The sequence below is a fragment of the Moraxella sp. CTOTU49803 genome (genome assembly GCF_032097965.1).
In the GTDB taxonomy this organism is placed as follows: Bacteria; Pseudomonadota; Gammaproteobacteria; order Pseudomonadales; family Moraxellaceae; genus Faucicola; species Faucicola tetraodonis.
In genome coordinates, this window is record NZ_DAMCJP010000008.1 from 1 (window position 1) to 16,852 (window position 16,852).

The 16,852-nt window shown below is 42.5% G+C and carries 14 protein-coding genes; 8 read left to right on the plus strand and 6 right to left on the minus strand.

The genetic code is table 11. The features are described from left to right. Positions 1–270 precede the first annotated feature (270 nt). Positions 271–1,056: a type I methionyl aminopeptidase gene (gene map, locus RT422_RS08915; RefSeq protein ID WP_100270570.1), complete on the minus strand. Its 786-nt coding sequence runs from the start codon at positions 1,054–1,056 to the stop codon at positions 271–273. Positions 1,057–1,216: 160 nt separating this feature from the next. Between map and msrB the strand changes: the two genes are divergently transcribed. The 4 genes from msrB (at position 1,217) to RT422_RS08935 (ending at position 4,759) form a co-directional block, all read left to right on the plus strand. Then, positions 1,217–1,687 carry a peptide-methionine (R)-S-oxide reductase MsrB gene (gene msrB / locus RT422_RS08920; protein ID WP_007115802.1) on the plus strand — a complete coding sequence of 157 codons (471 nt, stop codon included), beginning with the start codon at positions 1,217–1,219 and terminating at the stop codon, positions 1,685–1,687. A 271-nt stretch (positions 1,688–1,958) separates the two neighbouring features. Further along, on the plus strand, positions 1,959–2,732 hold the full coding sequence (rpsB, locus tag RT422_RS08925; protein WP_050324911.1) for a 30S ribosomal protein S2: 774 nt from the start codon (positions 1,959–1,961) through the stop codon (positions 2,730–2,732). 228 nt (positions 2,733–2,960) lie between these two features. Further along, positions 2,961–3,839: a translation elongation factor Ts gene (tsf, locus tag RT422_RS08930; RefSeq protein WP_007115804.1), complete on the plus strand. Its 879-nt coding sequence runs from the start codon at positions 2,961–2,963 to the stop codon at positions 3,837–3,839. 125 nt (positions 3,840–3,964) lie between these two features. After that, positions 3,965–4,759: an enoyl-CoA hydratase gene (locus RT422_RS08935; RefSeq protein WP_284035118.1), complete on the plus strand. Its 795-nt coding sequence runs from the start codon at positions 3,965–3,967 to the stop codon at positions 4,757–4,759. Positions 4,760–4,777: 18 nt separating this feature from the next. Here RT422_RS08935 and RT422_RS08940 read toward each other — a convergent pair whose 3' ends face one another. The 5 genes from RT422_RS08940 to glyQ all read right to left on the minus strand — a co-directional run bounded on the left by RT422_RS08940 (position 4,778) and on the right by glyQ (position 11,603). Then, positions 4,778–5,281 (minus strand): protein disulfide oxidoreductase, encoded by a 504-nt coding sequence (locus RT422_RS08940; protein WP_284035117.1) that lies wholly within the window; start codon positions 5,279–5,281, stop codon positions 4,778–4,780. Between the two features lie 73 nt (positions 5,282–5,354). Next, positions 5,355–6,641, minus strand: a complete 1,287-nt coding sequence (locus RT422_RS08945) for an aminotransferase class V-fold PLP-dependent enzyme (protein WP_284035116.1) — start codon at positions 6,639–6,641, stop codon at positions 5,355–5,357. A gap of 657 nt (positions 6,642–7,298) precedes the next feature. Further along, positions 7,299–9,401 (minus strand): glycine--tRNA ligase subunit beta, encoded by a 2,103-nt coding sequence (gene glyS / locus RT422_RS08950; protein WP_050324908.1) that lies wholly within the window; start codon positions 9,399–9,401, stop codon positions 7,299–7,301. Between the two features lie 122 nt (positions 9,402–9,523). Then, complete coding sequence (locus RT422_RS08955) at positions 9,524–10,393, minus strand: sulfite exporter TauE/SafE family protein (protein WP_313422012.1); 870 nt, start codon at positions 10,391–10,393, stop codon at positions 9,524–9,526. Positions 10,394–10,667: 274 nt separating this feature from the next. Further along, positions 10,668–11,603 carry a glycine--tRNA ligase subunit alpha gene (gene glyQ / locus RT422_RS08960; protein ID WP_065253959.1) on the minus strand — a complete coding sequence of 312 codons (936 nt, stop codon included), beginning with the start codon at positions 11,601–11,603 and terminating at the stop codon, positions 10,668–10,670. Between the two features lie 571 nt (positions 11,604–12,174). Here glyQ and aciT point away from each other — a divergent pair. The 4 genes from aciT (at position 12,175) to RT422_RS08980 (ending at position 16,787) form a co-directional block, all read left to right on the plus strand. Then, positions 12,175–12,621, plus strand: a complete 447-nt coding sequence (gene aciT, locus RT422_RS08965) for an AciT family ciprofloxacin tolerance protein (RefSeq protein ID WP_313422013.1) — start codon at positions 12,175–12,177, stop codon at positions 12,619–12,621. 343 nt (positions 12,622–12,964) lie between these two features. After that, positions 12,965–14,380 carry a hypothetical protein gene (locus RT422_RS08970; protein WP_313422014.1) on the plus strand — a complete coding sequence of 472 codons (1,416 nt, stop codon included), beginning with the start codon at positions 12,965–12,967 and terminating at the stop codon, positions 14,378–14,380. Between the two features lie 112 nt (positions 14,381–14,492). Next, positions 14,493–15,563, plus strand: coding sequence for a biotin synthase BioB (gene bioB, locus RT422_RS08975; RefSeq protein WP_100285172.1), 1,071 nt, complete (start codon positions 14,493–14,495; stop codon positions 15,561–15,563). Positions 15,564–15,635: 72 nt separating this feature from the next. Continuing rightward, entirely contained in the window at positions 15,636–16,787 is a 1,152-nt protein-coding gene (locus RT422_RS08980) for an 8-amino-7-oxononanoate synthase (RefSeq protein ID WP_313422015.1), read from the plus strand. The last annotated feature ends 65 nt before the right edge of the window (positions 16,788–16,852 follow it).

The window sequence follows — 16,852 nt, forward strand, 5'->3', positions numbered from 1 at the left end:
ACAAGTTGTTCTTGTGTTTGTTGTTATTTAGTGTACCAAAGATATCGTCTATCATCTGGTGAGCTTGATATTGTAATACGTTTTGTTTTACTCTGTCAAGCTTTATTTTAATTCTTTCTAAGCTTCGTAACTTGTTTTACTTGTTTGTAAACTCTTCGTCGCTTAGTGGTGGCGTATTATACGTGAATTGGAATGGGTGTCAACAGGAAAATATAAATAATTTTAAATTAATTGCTAACTTTCTTTTATACTGATGATTTTATTCATATTTTAACTGTTTAAAAAACTCAAATCTTCTTCTGGACGCTTGGTAAACACTTCACAGCCGTTTTCGGTAACCATTAGTGTGTGTTCCCATTGGGCCGACAATTTACGGTCTTTAGTAATTACCGTCCATTTATCGGGTAAGGTTTTGGTTTGCCATACACCTTGGTTAATCATTGGTTCAATGGTAAATGTCATGCCAGTCGTCAGTTGTAGACCGGTATTTTTTTTACCATAGTGCAGAATTTGTGGTTCATCATGATATACGTCACTAATTCCATGTCCGCAATATTCTCTTACTACGCTAAAACGCTCTGGCTCTGCCACTGCTTGAATCGCTGCGCCAATATCGCCCACATAGGCGCCATTGCGAACGGCTTTCATCCCTGCATATAGTGCGTCTTGGGCAATTTTGCAGATACGCTGTGCCATGATAGAGCCTTCACCGATAATCCACATTTTTGAAGTATCACCATGATAGCCATCTTTTATCACTGTGACATCAATATTGACGATATCGCCCTCTTTTAGGATACGGCTGTCATCGGGAATACCATGACAAACCACATGGTTGATTGAAGTACAAAGCGTATGCTGGTAGCCATGATAGCCGACATTGGCAGGAATGGCTTTTTGGACATCGACAATATAGTCATGAGCAAGCTTATCTAATGCCCCTGTCGTTACACCTTCTTTGACATATTCATCTAACATCACTAAAACGTCGGCGGCTAATTTACCAGCGACGCGCATTTTTTCAACGGCTTCAGGGTTATTTAATAGTGTTTTCATACAATAATTATCTGATTTTGCAAAAATTTAAGAAGACGTATTATAGCCCTTTTCGCCTTTTTCACAAAACTACTATTTGTTTAAACAGTTGTTACTTGAATTTTGGACGGGTTATAACTATTGTGATGTTATACAATGACAACAAGGGTTAGGAACGTCTATGGCTAATTCAATTAATATCGATACACAGAAGTATGTAAGACCGTCTGAAGCTGAAATCAAGGCAAATTTGAATGATGAGCAATATTATGTGACCCAGCAAAACGGCACAGAACGCCCTTTTAGCCATGAATATGATCACCAATTTGAACGTGGTATCTATGTGGATATTGTCAGCGGTGAGCCGCTTTTTAGCTCATCAGACAAGTATGACTCAGGTTGTGGTTGGCCTGCCTTTAGTAAACCCATTGATACAGCAGTAATCAATGAATTGTTTGATGACAGTCACGGTATGCGACGTACTGAAGTACGCAGCCGTGTGGGTGATTCACATTTAGGTCATGTGTTTAATGATGGTCTTCCTGAGCTTGGCGGCATGCGCTATTGCATCAATGGCGCGTCGCTACGTTTTATCCCTGTAAACGAGATGGAACAAGAAGGTTATGGTGACTTAATCGGATTGGTTGAATAATCGCTATCTGCATTTGCTAAAACATATAGCTTAACCATATAAAAATGTGTTAAAATAGCAGTTTGTCATTTTATCTTGAAATGGCAAATTGCTTTTTTTATTTATCAACATGACACACACATTGCTATTTTCAAGCTAACAAGCTTGATAAGAGTTAAGCTGGGTGTTTGCAAATTTGATTAATTAAAATCCTGTAGATTTTGATGCGTGTTTGCAAATCGGCTTAATCGGTAATGTGGAGGCATAACCCAACTTTACTTAAGGAAATCTCATGGCGTCAGCTAATCCTACCCAAGTTTCAATGCGTGATCTTTTAGAAGCCGGTGCACACTTTGGTCACCAAACTCGTTTTTGGAATCCAAAAATGGGCAAATTTATTTTTGGTGCACGTAACAAAATCCACATCATCAACCTTGAGCATACAGTTAAAGCGATGAACGAAGCACTAAACTTCGTTAACCGTGAAGCAGCACGTGGCAACAAAGTACTTTTTGTTGGTACTAAACGTGCGGCAAGCAACGTTATTAGCGAACAAGCGGCTCGCGCTGGTATGCCTTATGTTGACCATCGCTGGTTAGGTGGTATGTTAACCAACTGGAAAACCATCCGTCAGTCAATTACTCGTTTGAAAGAATACGAAAAACAAGCTGAAGACGGTACCTTTGCTAAGTTAACCAAACGTGAAGCGTTAGAGCGCACTCGTGAAATGGAAAAACTTGAGCGTGCGTTAGGCGGTATCAAAAACATGAACGGTTTACCTGATGCAATTTTTGTGGTTGACGTTGACCATGAAGCGATTGCAATCAAAGAAGCAAAAAACTTAGGTATCCCTGTCATTGGTATCGTTGATACAAACTCAAACCCAGATGACGTAGATTATGTCATTCCTGCCAATGACGATGCGATTCGTGCGGTAACGCTATACGTATCAGCGGTTGCAGATGCAATTATCGCTGGTAAAGAATACGCTAAAACTCAAGGCGGCAAAGCAGCGAATCAAGAAGAAGCAGTAACTGAAGCACCAGCAGAAGCTGCGGCAGAATAAGGGTTACCGTAGTATCATAGCAGCGCATTGCTTAAGTTGTTATGATACTGTCATCAAAATTTTATAAACTAACTTTGATGGGTAAACACAAAATTAGCTTATAAAAATTCGAATTTGTAGCGTAATATTAAAGGGCAAAAATCACCCATTTTTGTCCTTTAATCTCCAACTGTTTAGACAATAAACAACCCAATTCTCATCTATAATGATAATCAATTGAGGTATCTCATGGCAGAAATTAGTGCAAAACTGGTAAAAGAATTACGTGACCGTACAGGTCTTGGTATGATGGAATGTAAAAAAGCCCTGCAAGAAGCAGACGGCGACATCGAAACCGCAATCGATAACCTGCGTAAATCAGGTCAAGCAAAAGCTGCTAAAAAAGCAGGTAACATTGCTGCTGATGGGGCTATCATTATTGCCCAAGAAGGCAACAAAGCCTTACTACTTGAAGTAAACTGTCAAACTGACTTCGTTGCAAAAGATGCTAACTTCACTGCATTTGCAAACAAAGTAGCTGAACTTGCGCTTGCCAACAATACCACTGATGTAGCGGCTATTTCTGCATTGCCCTATGGCGATGGTCAAACGGTTGAAGAAGCCCGTGTTGAGCTCGTACAAAAAATCGGTGAAAACATCCAAGTACGTCGTGCAGAAGTGATTGAAGGTGATAACCTAGCCTCTTACCGTCACGGTATTCGTATTGGTGTAGTGGTTTCTGTTGAAGGCGGCAATGCAGACACCGCAAAACATGTAGCGATGCAAGTTGCGGCATTCAACCCAATCGCTGTTGATGAAGCGAATGTACCTGCTGATACGCTAGCGCGTGAAAAAGACATCATCGAAGCGAAAGCGAAAGAATCTGGCAAACCAGACGCCGTGATTGAAAAAATGATCACCGGTGGTCTACAAAAGTACTTGAACGAAGTGACTTTGTTGAACCAACCTTATGTTATCGACAACGAGAAAAAAGTTGGCGATATATTAAAATCTGAAGGTATGACAGTTAAAGCATTCAAACGCTTAGAAGTGGGTGAAGGCATCGAGAAAAAACAAGAAAACTTCGCTGAAGAAGTGGCAGCAGCTCAAGCAGCAGCAGCTAAATAATAAGCGACAACCGCTAAGCGGTTAACTTGTTAAAAATACCCCATAAATTTGGGGTATTTTTTTGGCTTGAGAATAGTCAATTGTGTTAGGATAAAATGATTAATAACATTTACAAGGATGTAAAAATGACCACTATAAACTTAGATACTGATTATGTCTTACGCAGCGATAATAATGGATTGACCACGCTTACACTCAATCGTCCACAAGAATATAATGTGCTATCAGAAGAAATGTTGACTGCCTTGTCCCAACATCTGACCCAAATAGCCAACGATGACAACGTGCGAGTAGTGGTAGTGGCTGCCAATGGCAAGGCATTTTGCTCAGGACACAATCTCAAACAAATGCGTGCCAATCCTGAGCACGAGTATCAGCAGCAACTATTTACCCGTTGCAGTAGCGTCATGCAACAAATTTTGCAACTGCCGCAACCTGTAATAGCTAAAGTACAAGGACTTGCGACTGCAGCTGGTTGTCAGTTAGTTGCCACCTGTGATATAGCTGTTGCTACCGATACTGCGACGTTTGCGACATCAGGAATTCGGGTGGGTTTATTCTGCTCAACACCCGCAGTAGCAATTAGTCGTAACCTACCTACCAAACAAGCCTTTGAAATGCTGATGACAGGTGAGTTTATCAGTGCAGAAAAAGCGGTGCAGTTTGGACTAATTAATCATGCTGTCGCAAGTGATAAACTTGATGACTGTGTCAAGCAGCTAGCCCAACATATCTTAGATAAATCACCTTTAGCGGTAAAAGTCGGTAAGCAAATGTTCTATCAACAATTAAATATGCCTATCGAACAAGCGTACGAATTTGCTAGCTGTACCATGGCGGATAATATGATGGCGGCAGATGCCCAAGAAGGCATAGATGCGTTTATTGCCAAACGTCCTCCAGTTTGGCAGGGCAAGTAAATGTTGTCATAATAAATATTATCGTAATAGCCACAGTCGCAATTTTAGTTCCCACGCTGGATGAATCCCCGTCAGACCTTGTACCATTTTGCCATCTTTTAAAATGATGAAAAATGGCGTCACTTGTCCCTGCCAGTCTGTGAAAATTTTGCCATCTTCATCATTTATCGTGACAAATTGCCACCCATATTGACTTAAGTATTGTTGCACTTCATTTGGCTCGCCTGAATTCACTGCGACGCTCACCACAGGATAATTCGCTGATTTTGCCAGTTTCTCCACACTGGGTGAGGTTTGGCGACATACGCCACACCAACTACCCCAAAAATACACCAAAACAGGTCGCTGTTGACTCATTTGTTGCAAATCGATGGTTTGATCCTGAATGGTAGTAAATTGCAAAACAGGATTGGCTGGCATCATGGGTTGTCGCCACCAATTGGCCACATTATAGATAGCGATAAACACCAAGGCATATATGGCAACGTTTTTTACCCATAATCCAATTTTTTTGGTTATCATTCGCATTTTTATGATCTAAAAAATTTAGTCCAAATAAAAAACGAGCTTAATGCTCGCTTTTTATTTGAATAGATTATTTGGCTGCGGCTAACGCTTGCTCAAGGTCGGCTTTGATGTCGTCAATATGTTCAATACCAATGGATAAACGAATCATGTCTTCGCTGACGCCTGCTTTTTGCAACTCTTCAGCATTTAACTGGCGGTGCGTGGTAGTGGCAGGGTGGCAAGCGAGTGACTTGGCATCACCGATATTAACCAAACGGGTAATTAATTGTAGCGCATCAATAAATTTCGCTCCTGCTTCACGGCCACCTTTTAACCCAAAGGTTAAAATCGCTGATGGCTTACCGCCAAAGTATGTTTGCGCGAGCTTATGCTCTGGATGGTCGGTTAATCCTGCGTACTTGACCCAAGCCACTTGTGGATGATGGTTTAAAAATTCTGCCACGGCTTGGGCATTTTGGCAATGTCGCTCCATACGCAAGGCTAACGTCTCTAGCCCAAGCATAATTTGCCAAGCGTTCATTGGACTCAGTGCCGCACCGGTATTACGTAAAGGCGCAACGCGTGCGCGAGCAATAAATGCCGCAGCACCCATGGCTTCGACAAAATTGACACCATGATAGCTGGCATCTGGGGTATTTAAAATCGCGAAACGTTCTTTGTGAGCGCCCCAATCAAATTTACCACCATCGATAATCACACCACCCACCGACGTGCCCGAACCACTCACATATTTGGTCAATGAATGAATCACAATATCAGCACCATGCTCAAATGGACGGCACAATGTTGGCGTGGCGACGGTGTTATCAATCACCACAGGTACGCCTTTGCTATGAGCAAATTCGCTGATTTTTGCGATATCCAACACGTTACCTAATGGATTGCCAATACTTTCGCCAAATACCAGTTTAGTACGCTCATCAATCAAATCAACCAAGGTCTCAGGTTGGGTATAATCAAAGAAACGCACCTCGATACCTTGACGTGGCAACGCATGGGCAAATAAGTTGTAAGTACCGCCATACAAAGTTGATACTGAGACGATGTTATCGCCTGCCTCACATAGGGTTTGGATGGTATAAGTAATCGCCGCCATTCCTGATGCCACCGTCAATGCACCGATGCCACCTTCTAACGCTGCCATACGCGCTTCAAGCACCGCGTTGGTCGGGTTCATGATACGCGTATAGATATTGCCGGCAACTTTTAAATCAAAAAGGTCAGCACCGTGCTGGGTGTTATCAAAGGCATACGAACTGGTGTGGTAGATAGGGACAGCGACAGCTTTGGTGGTCGGTTCTGGTTCGTAGCCTGCATGAATGGCGAGCGTTTCTGGGCGATGCGGTGGGCTCATATATATTCCTTTAATTTAGTTTAATTAGCAAAAAAATCTCTTTTGCATTGTAGCGATTTGCTAATCAATTTTGCAAATTCACAATAGAGCATTATTGGAACATTAATGGCATGTTTTGGAATATAGATTTATAGTGACTTGGCCTCTAAAAGTGCGCCATATATCCATTGATAACCACCAATGATAGACAAACAAACACAGCACCACTAAGCTTTGCGAATAGGCTTTATAAAAGAACCCGCTACCTTTTGGTAACCACCATGGAATGAAACAAGCCATCATTATTACGGGCTTTCACGTAATTACTCTAGACGAAGATAAATTAGAAAAAATAAATTAGCGATAATGAACTAGAAAAGATAAATCATGGAGAACGCCCCACCGTTAAATACCTAATCTAACAAAAGTGTTGAAGCTGGTCACACCAGAATAAACCCTAGAGAGCAATTCAGACGAAAATACCCTTAAAATAGTATCAAATACGCGTAAACTAGCCTGCCAATTTAGTGAAAACAAGCGTAAAAGTATCTTTAGCTTGTAAAAAAACCCATAATGACCGTTGTCAGTATGGGTTTAACCAATGATATTAAAGCAGGGGTATTAAAGCCATTGTATCGAAGCCCTATGATTAAAGCGTTAACTCGTGTCTAAATTAGCTTATAGCTGTAACTCACTGATATCTGCAACCGTTAAAAACAACCCACGCACTTTTTTTAGCAGCGCCAACCGATTGGCTTTAAGATTAGCATCTTCACTATTCACCATCACCTGCTCAAAGAAGTCATCCAATGGCTGCTGCAGCGTGGCTAGCGATTGTAAAATCTGGGTGTAGTTGGCGTTGTCAGTATGTTGGTGGGGCTCAATACTTTGCGCTGCAGTTTGCACCGCTTGATACAATGCTTTTTCGGCAGGTTCTTGTAAATAAGCCGTTTGTATTTGGCTTGCAATCTCACCCTCAGCCTTGGCTAAAATATTGGCAACGCGTTTATTGGCCTCGGCAAGTTGTTTGGCGGGTGGCAAATCACGGAAAGCTTGGACGGCTTTGATACGATGGTCAAAATCCATTGGCACTTGCGGTTGTAGCGCCTGTACCGCCATAATTGTATCCACGCTCACGCCTTGGTCTTCATACATGGCACGGTAGCGTGAATTGATAAACTCCATCACTTGTTTAAAAGTTTTTGGTAAGTCGTCAATTTTGCCTACATAACCCAATAAAGCTTGCTCAAGCAATACTACCAAATTTAATGGCAGTTGCTTCTCAATCAAAATACGCAGTACCCCAATCGCCGCACGGCGCAGACTAAACGGGTCTTTTGAACCGGTTGGCGCTTGGTCAATGCCAAAAATACCGACCAGCGTATCCAAACGGTCTGCTAATGCCAGCGCCGTTCCAATGTTGGTCGCGGGTAGTTTATCGCCGCTAAATTTTGGTAGATATTGCTCTTCGATTGCCGCGGCTACCGCTTCTGGCTCTTGGTTTAAACGCGCATAGTAAGTCCCTGCCACGCCTTGTAATTCTGGAAACTCACCCACCAAGGTACTGGCAAGGTCTGCTTTTGACAGCAAGCCTGCCCGTGCCGTTTGCTCAACGTCTTCGCCAATTTGGGTAGCAATAAAAGCAGCTAACTTGGCAATACGCTCAGATTTTTCCCAAATTGTCCCTAACTTATCTTGGAATACGCGGGTTTTGAGATTTTCAGTCAGTGCAAATAATGGCTGTTTTTGGTCTTGTAAAAAGAAAAACTCGGCATCGGCAAGGCGTGGACGTACCACTTTTTCGTTACCAGCAATCACTTGCGCTTTATCTTTACTGTCAATGTTACTGATAAAGATAAAATAAGGCTGTAATTTACCTTGGCTGTCAGTCAAACAAAAATATTTTTGATCCGCCTGCATGGTGCTAATCAAGGCCTCTTGCGGCACTTGTAAAAATCGTGGCTCAAAGCTTGCGCGTAGCGCTACTGGGTAGTCGACCAGCGCAGTGACTTCATCAAGCAAATCTTGCGGTACGATAGCGGTCGCCCCTACTTCATCGGCAAGCTGTTGGACTTGCGCTTTAATCTGTTGTTGGCGTTTGTCAAAATCAGCGATAACGTGCGCCTCGGCAAGGTTTTGCTCATAGCTGTCCGCCGTGTCAATTCTAACCTTATCAGGATGATGGAAACGATGTCCGAGACTATAACGACCCAGTTCAACGCCCTGCGACCCTGTCTCACCTGACATTAACCCTTGAATCGTTGCTGGCAGCACTTGGTCGTCTTTGAGTAGCACCAACCATTTGACAGGGCGAACAAACTCGGAACGCTCTGCGCCACTACGCATGCGTTTGGCAATCGGCAACTCATCTAAGGCTTTTTGAAAAATACTCGGCAGTAAATCAGCCACAGGCTGACCAATGACATTCATTTCATAGCCGATATAATCGCCTTTATCACCCTTGATGGTAATCAAATCCTTGACGTCAATACCCAAGCCTTGGGCAAACCCTTGTGCCGCTTTGGTTGGATTACCGTCCTTATCATAGGCAGCTTTGACTGCAGGACCGCGTTTTTGTTCGATTTTATCGGGCTGTTTTTCACTAATTCCTTGAATCTGTAAGGCAAGGCGACGCGGGGCGGCAAAGCTTTTAATGGTATCAAAGCGAATATTGGCATCTGTTAGCGATTGGGTGACATGGTCAGTGAGTGCATCACGCAATGTTTTTAGATTTTTTGGGGGCAATTCTTCGGTGCCAAGTTCAAATAAAATAGTAGACATGCTAAAGCCTTGTTGATTCAAATAGGGTAAATATAGGCGATTATAGCAGAAATTTAAGCCATAAAAATGCCCCATCAGCGGGGCAAATCAAGAAAACCGTCAGCGCAAAACCAAAATTAAACTTATCGGCTGGCGCTTGCCGAAGTTGTTACAGCGGTTGTGGTGACTGGCGTATTAGCCGCCGCTTTTGGTTTGGCTTTGGCAGGATTGACAACAAAATTAATGCCTAACAACAACAGCGTCACCCCTAAAATCGGGCGCAATTTTTTCTCAGGTAGTTTACTGCTCAATAATGTGCCTACAATAATGGCAGGAATCGCGCCAATGAGCAAAAAGGTCAACATGTGAAAATCCACACTGCCTGACAGCAAATGCCCGAGACCTGCGACCAAAGTTAATAGCACCGCATGTACCACATCCGAGCCGATGATACGAATGAGGGGCAATTGGGGAAAAATGAGCACCAGCGCCATGACGCCAAATGCCCCTGCCCCAACCGACGATAAGGTCACTACTACCCCGAGCAATATGCCCATCAGCACCAATTTATATTTGGGGATTTGGGAGGTGAGACTGTCAGTTTGGTCAGTTTTGCGGTATTTGTCAAAAAACTCCTCGATACGGTTGCGAAAAATCAGCGAAATCCCGGTAATGGTCAACATCACGCCCAATATCAAGGTCATGATTAGTTTGATGGCGTTAATATTACCCAAGTAAGTAGCGACGAGATAATTGGTGACAATAGAGGCTGGAATACTACCAATCGCTAGCCATAGCACGATTGGCCAAACGACATTTGATTTTTTAAAATGTACCACACCACCAAAAAACTTGGAAATAGCGGCGTATAGCAAATCGGTGCCGACAGCAATATGCGGCTCTACTTTTAGCAGTAAAATCAGAATCGGCGTCATCAGTGACCCACCGCCCACACCCGTCACACCCACGCAAAATCCGACAAAAATACCCGCTAAAATAAAATAAAGTTCCACTCACCGCCCCTTATTACATGGCTTACTTGCTGCGGCTATTGTAGTAGAATAGCGCGTCGTTGCCCTGTGGCGATTGTTGATATAAATATGCGAGATTAGAATATTCTGATAATTTGATATTTTTTATTAGCGTTGATAACAAAATAAGCAATAAAATAAGGCATGAAAAAAGGCAATAGAACCTATCTATTGCACTTTTTAGTTTGACCGTTCAAAGAAAATTTTTTCGTCGATGTGACAGAAGCTATTGTGATTTATCCGCTTCTTTCATCTGTTATTTTGAAATAGCTTCTTTTGGTAGATATTTTTCTAACGCATCGGCTTTATGTGCGTCATCCGCCAATGGGAAGCCCAATTTGGCGCGCGTTTCTACATAGCTTTGTGCGACCTTACGCGCCAAGGTACGCACACGCAGAATAAAACGCTGACGCTCAGTGACTGAAATCGCCCCACGCGCATCCAACAAGTTAAAGGTATGTGACGCTTTAAGCACCATTTCATACGCAGGCAGCGGCAGATTAAGACCGACCAATTTGTCGGCTTGGCTTTCATAAAAATCAAACAACTCAAACATTTTTGCCACATCGGCATGTTCAAAATTGTAGGTTGATTGTTCCACTTCATTTTGGTGAAATACATCACCATAGGTGACACGACCAAATTCGCCATCCGTCCATACCAAGTCATACACACTATCCACGCCTTGGATATACATGGCAAGGCGCTCAAGACCGTAGGTGATTTCTCCTGTCACTGGGAAACATTCAATACCACCGACTTGCTGGAAGTAAGTAAACTGGGTAACTTCCATGCCATTGAGCCAAACTTCCCAACCAAGTCCCCATGCGCCAAGCGTTGGTGATTCCCAGTTGTCTTCTACAAAGCGGACATCATGGGTTAGCGTATCGATACCAATCGCTTTGAGTGACCCCAAGTACAATTCTTGAATATCAGGTGGATTGGGTTTGAGTACCACTTGGAACTGATAATAATGTTGTAAACGGTTTGGGTTGTCCCCATAGCGACCATCCGTGGGACGGCGTGATGGCTGTACATAGGCGGCATGCCAACGCTCTGGACCTAATGCTCGTAAGAAAGTGGCGGTATGAAACGTGCCTGCACCCATTTCCATATCGTAAGGCTGTAACACCACACAGCCTTTTTCTGCCCAATAATTTTGCAAAGTTAAAATCAATTGTTGAAACGTCATCATACGAGAATTACCACTATATAGTCGGTGATTAGGCAAACCGTGTTTATCAAAATAGTTGTCCACATAATTTTGATAAAGCGTCAGTTTTTTTAATTAGTCACATTAAAAATTTAAATTTTTTTGCGTCGCAAATAGCACTTAAAATAGGCGGTACAATCGCCGAACGATATTTTTACTTAAAACGCCCAAAATAGCAAACTTATCCAATTTTTTAGCTAGATATATAGCCATGATTGTTAAGCGAATTAAGGGGTGGGCAAAACTACAAAGCATTAAAACAATATACATTTCGCGACAAATCAGCTACCGCATTTTAGCACTTTTTTACTAGATTTACGAAAATTCCTGTTACCCTTTAATCAGTGATTTCGACGATTGATTGTTAGCTTTTTTTATGCCGTTTTAGCCTTTTTAATCGCTTTTTTTAAGATAAATCCGCCAAATTTGATACGTCATCCATTGTCGTTTTAGTTGGGTTTCGACTTTTAATTTTCATCTTTTACCGCCATAATAACCTATACAAGCTTTTACTTAATTTATCTTAAGTATTTGTTTTTAATAACTTTTCATGAGGTCAACCATGCTTATTTCGGCAAGTCTATTATTAGCTGCTACGTCGTTAACTTCTAACTGGTTGTTTTTAATCGTTCTAGTGACTGTCGGTATGCTAGCGATTGCGTTTACCCCTTATCGTTTTGTATTGGGCTATTTTATGTTAGGTATGGTGTACTGGATTTCGGTGGAAGGGCTGCATTGGGCAGTGGTTACGCTGTCATCATTGACTGGCACGGATGCGTATGTGGCGGCAATTGGCTTATCAATGATTCCAATTGTGATAGCGTTAAATGGAAAACCCAAGTTTAACAAAGCGGCGAGTCAAGCTACTACTTACCAAACCATGTTAAAAAGCAGTGTCCAAATGAGCGCCGGTCATCGTCCTGTGGTTTTAGAAAAAGATACCGATTTTCATCAAAATTTTGTTCGTCATGCCTCTGTGTTTGACTCAAAACAGTAATAACAATCCTATCCCCTTATTGCTAATTAGTAGCAAGTTATTTGACCCATCATGTTGATGGGTTTTTTATGCGCTTTAGCTTGATAAAAGCTAAAAGATTCGCTGTCTAACGTCGCTCAAATACACAAATCAAACGCTTTGATTACAAAAAATGATACTGGTATGTTAAACATTACTGTAACTTGGCATCGATGATCTTATAATATATTGTATAACAAAGCTATTAAATCGTTTGTAGTAGCGAATTATAATTTCTTTGAAGTGAATGACTTAATTATTATCATTTATTAAAAGACCTTGCGCATTGCAATATCTATAAAATCTATAATTTTGGAGAATACCTATGTTATCTCAATTAACCCAAATCAAATCAGATCCCCTTGATGTATTATTGTTTGCCGTTGGTTTGCGTTTAACCCAACTTGCCAAAACAGGCGATGACAAATTTAAAGGTTTATTAGAAAACCGTAATTTTACCATTCAACTCGGCAGCGACGCGGAACAAACGTCACGTTACTACCAAATCAATAACGGTACTTTTAGCCAACATGCAGGTCCAGCCAAAGAGCCAACGTTGACAATTACCTTTAAAGACTCAATGACGGGTGTGAAATTGCTCACTAAAGGTGAAGCGACGGCATTTATGACGGGCATCCAAAATGGCGATTTAAAAATGTCTGGTGATTATTCACTACTGATGTGGTTTAACCAAATCGCAAAATTTATTGTGCCAAAAGTACCTGAGCCACTTAAACCTGTGGTTGAACAAGCAAAACCCTTGATTGAAAAAGCCACACCTTTTGCCAAAGAACTTTGCAGCAAAGCCCTAGCAATGATTGGGGGCGCGAGCGCAAGTAAAGCATCTGGTAGCAGCAAATACTTTAATGAATCAAACACCAAAGATGTCAATGCTGACAGCGAGACACAAGCGAGCAAATTAGACACCCTTAAGGCGAAAGCGGCTGAAATCAAAGATGACGCGGTGGAAAAATTTGATGAGCTAAGAACCGAAGCCAAAGAAAAAATCGATGCACTCAAAGAAGATGCGAGCGAAAAATTAGCGGATATTAAAGACACCACTAATGAAAAACTTGGCGAAACCAAAGAAAAATTGGATGAAGTTAAAGCGCAAGCGGCTGATAAAATTGATGACGCTAAAGAAACTGCCACTGAAAAATTGGATGAAGCAAAAGTCACTAAGGACGATAAACTTGCGGATGCTAAAACCAAGCTTGAAGACGTCAAAGACCAAGCGGCTGAAAAATTAGCCGATGTTAAAAGCCTAGCTGGTGAAAAACTAGACGATGCTAAATCAAAGGTTGAAGAATTAAAAACCCAAGCCGATGACAAACTAGATTCGCTAAATGAAGAAGCCAAAGAAAAAATCAGTGAGGCAAAAGATAAAGTCGAACAAGCTAAGCAAACGCTGACCGACGAAACAGCCAGTGATTCTGACGTATCTGATAATAAAGCCATCGAAGAGAAGTATGAAGCGGCTAAAGATACTACTAACGCTCAAGATAGTACAGCTAAAGATAGTACAGCAGATAATGATAGTATCCGTCCTGACAACGTGTTTGCCAAATCAGCGGATAATGACAACTTAACGCCTGCGCTGCGTAAATCTGCTGAGATTGAGGCAAAGCATGCGTCTGATGAGGTCATTGCCGACAATGTCAAAACTAGCGCAGTCAGTGATGATAAATCACCTATCACCAATATTTCCATTACTCGTGGTGATAGCTCTCAAGACAAATAAGCCATTGTCATTAAATGATAAAAAACAATCACTTTAGGTGGTTGTTTTTTTTTGGTATGATGAGACACCTTTTATTATTTTAAGCTTTGTTTTAATTAGGATTATAGCTGTCATGGCAGACTTATTAGCAATTCAACAATCACAACAACCGATTGGCACCACACTGACCCCCCAAAGCCGCCCAACTCGCGAGCAAATCCAAGCTTGGTTTGAACTACCTTTGATGGATTTACTGTTGCTCGCGCAAAACAAACTTCGCGAACACTTTCCACCCAATGCGGTACAAGTCAGTACCCTGCTATCAATAAAAACAGGCAATTGTCCTGAAGATTGCGGCTATTGCTCACAGTCAGGACACCATAGCACCGACTTACAACCTGAAAAGAAAATCGAAGTACAAAAAGCGATTATCGAGGCCAAAAAAGCCAAAGCCGCTGGCTCTAGCCGTTTTTGTATGGGTGCAGCATGGAAGCACCCAAACGATAAAGATATGCCCTATGTGGTTGAGCTGATTAAAGAAGTCAAAGCATTAGGCTTAGAAACCTGCATGACGCTTGGCATGTTATCCGGTAACCAAGCGCAAGTACTTGCTGAAGCGGGATTAGATTACTATAACCATAACCTTGATACCTCACGCGAGTACTACAACCATATCGTCTCCACCCGTAGTTATGATGACCGTTTAACTACCCTTGACCATGTGCGTCAAGCAGGCATTAATATTTGCTCAGGTGGTATCATTGGTATGGGTGAAAGTCGTGATGACCGCATCAATCTACTCACAGAACTGGCTAATCTGCCAAAACCCCCTGAATCAGTCCCAATCAATATGCTGGTACCCATTGAAGGCACGCCGATTGCAGATCAGCTGCAAGGCACGCGCTTGCCTGTGCTTGAGTGGATTCGCACCATTGCTGTCACGCGCCTTGCTTGCCCAACTAGCTATGTGCGTATTGCCGCAGGTCGTGAAGGCTTAACCGATGCCGAGCAAGCCATGTTGTTTATGGCAGGTGCCAATTCTTTCTTTTATGGGAATCGTTTATTGACCACCGATAATGCTACCACCAACCATGATGATCAATTGATTGCCGATTTAGGGTTGACGGTTGAACAAGCCGAGCCTAGACAAATTCCGGTGACCAATGCGATGAATGGTCGCATCGGCAGTTTGGCTGTCGTTTGATATGCCAAGAAACCGCCGAAGTGGCGGTTTTTTCTTAGATGCTTTAACGATGCCTTAACAGAGTTGAAAAGTATGTTAGCCAATTTTTCCCTTCAATCAGCCCTTGATGAACAGCGCCAAAAAGACCTGTATCGTCAACTGACGCCCATTCGTCATGGCGTCACGCCCACCATTGACATAGATGGCAAAACCTACATCAACTTTGCCAGCAATGATTATTTGGGACTTGCCACCGACCCACAACTCATACAAGCATTTAGCCACGCTGCAAAAACCATCCAGCAAGTGGGTAGTGGCGCGGCGCACTTGATTACGGGGCATACGCTTTGGCATGAACAATTGGATACCACCCTTGCCCAAGTGACAGGCTATGAACGGGCATTAACTTTTAGTACAGGGTATATGGCAAATGTCGGTGTGATTCAAGCGTTGTGTGGTAAAGACAGCGTGATTTTCAGTGATAAGCTCAATCATGCCTCCATTGTCGATGGGGCAATCCTTAGCCGTGCCAAAGTCATTCGTTTTGGACATCGCAATTATAGCCAATTAGAACAGCTGCTTTCGCAAAGTAGCGCTAAGCAAAAACTGATTGTCACCGATCATATTTTTAGTATGGATGGTACCCTTGCGGATTTGGCTGCGCTGCATGCATTAGCGGTTCGCTATGAATGCGCCTTGATGGTCGATGATGCCCACGGTTTTGGTTTGCCCTATCAGGCTTATAAAAAAGCCCAACCGCAAGCGGATATCTATATCGGTACCTTTGGTAAAGCGATAGGTACCAGTGGCGCATTTGTCGCAGGTTCGAGTCAGTTGATTGACTATGTGATCAATTTTGCCCGTTCATTTATTTATACCACGGCGATGCCCCCTGTGCTTGCCAGCGTGACTAAAACTAGCATAGCCATGTCGCACACCGATACTTTGCGCAGCAATCAATTACTTGCCAATATCAAACAGCTCAGTCAAGGGCTATTGCAGCAAAATTGGCAAGTAGGTATTGATAATCAAATACCGACCACGGCCATTATTCCTGTGGTCATTGGCAATAATGATAGAACCCTGCAGCTTGCCAACGCGTTAAAATCTCGCGGTTTTTGGGTCTCGGCAATCCGCCCACCTACAGTGCCTGTAGGTACAGCACGGCTACGCTTTTGCGTGAGTGCTCGTCATAGTGAACAACAAATCTCGGATTTACTTGCTGTCATGCAGACTTTAAAATAACGGCTATTTGCAGACTTTTTTAGGGCAAGTTTATTTAGAGTAAGCTGATTTAGAGTAAGCTGATT

What these genes read in the sequence shown, in the direction of transcription:
- glyS (WP_050324908.1), bottom strand. Translation starts at nt 9,401, where the DNA reads ATGTCTACTATTTTATTTGAACTTGGCACCGAAGAATTGCCCCCAAAA.
- glyQ (WP_065253959.1), bottom strand. Translation starts at nt 11,603, where the DNA reads ATGACGTTTCAACAATTGATTTTAACTTTGCAAAATTATTGGGCAGAA.
- msrB (WP_007115802.1), top strand. Translation starts at nt 1,217, where the DNA reads ATGGCTAATTCAATTAATATCGATACACAGAAGTATGTAAGACCGTCT.
- RT422_RS08945 (WP_284035116.1), bottom strand. Translation starts at nt 6,641, where the DNA reads ATGAGCCCACCGCATCGCCCAGAAACGCTCGCCATTCATGCAGGCTAC.
- RT422_RS08970 (WP_313422014.1), top strand. Translation starts at nt 12,965, where the DNA reads ATGTTATCTCAATTAACCCAAATCAAATCAGATCCCCTTGATGTATTA.
- RT422_RS08935 (WP_284035118.1), top strand. Translation starts at nt 3,965, where the DNA reads ATGACCACTATAAACTTAGATACTGATTATGTCTTACGCAGCGATAAT.
- aciT (WP_313422013.1), top strand. Translation starts at nt 12,175, where the DNA reads ATGAGGTCAACCATGCTTATTTCGGCAAGTCTATTATTAGCTGCTACG.
- bioB (WP_100285172.1), top strand. Translation starts at nt 14,493, where the DNA reads ATGGCAGACTTATTAGCAATTCAACAATCACAACAACCGATTGGCACC.
- RT422_RS08940 (WP_284035117.1), bottom strand. Translation starts at nt 5,281, where the DNA reads ATGATAACCAAAAAAATTGGATTATGGGTAAAAAACGTTGCCATATAT.
- tsf (WP_007115804.1), top strand. Translation starts at nt 2,961, where the DNA reads ATGGCAGAAATTAGTGCAAAACTGGTAAAAGAATTACGTGACCGTACA.
- map (WP_100270570.1), bottom strand. Translation starts at nt 1,056, where the DNA reads ATGAAAACACTATTAAATAACCCTGAAGCCGTTGAAAAAATGCGCGTC.
- RT422_RS08980 (WP_313422015.1), top strand. Translation starts at nt 15,636, where the DNA reads ATGTTAGCCAATTTTTCCCTTCAATCAGCCCTTGATGAACAGCGCCAA.
- rpsB (WP_050324911.1), top strand. Translation starts at nt 1,959, where the DNA reads ATGGCGTCAGCTAATCCTACCCAAGTTTCAATGCGTGATCTTTTAGAA.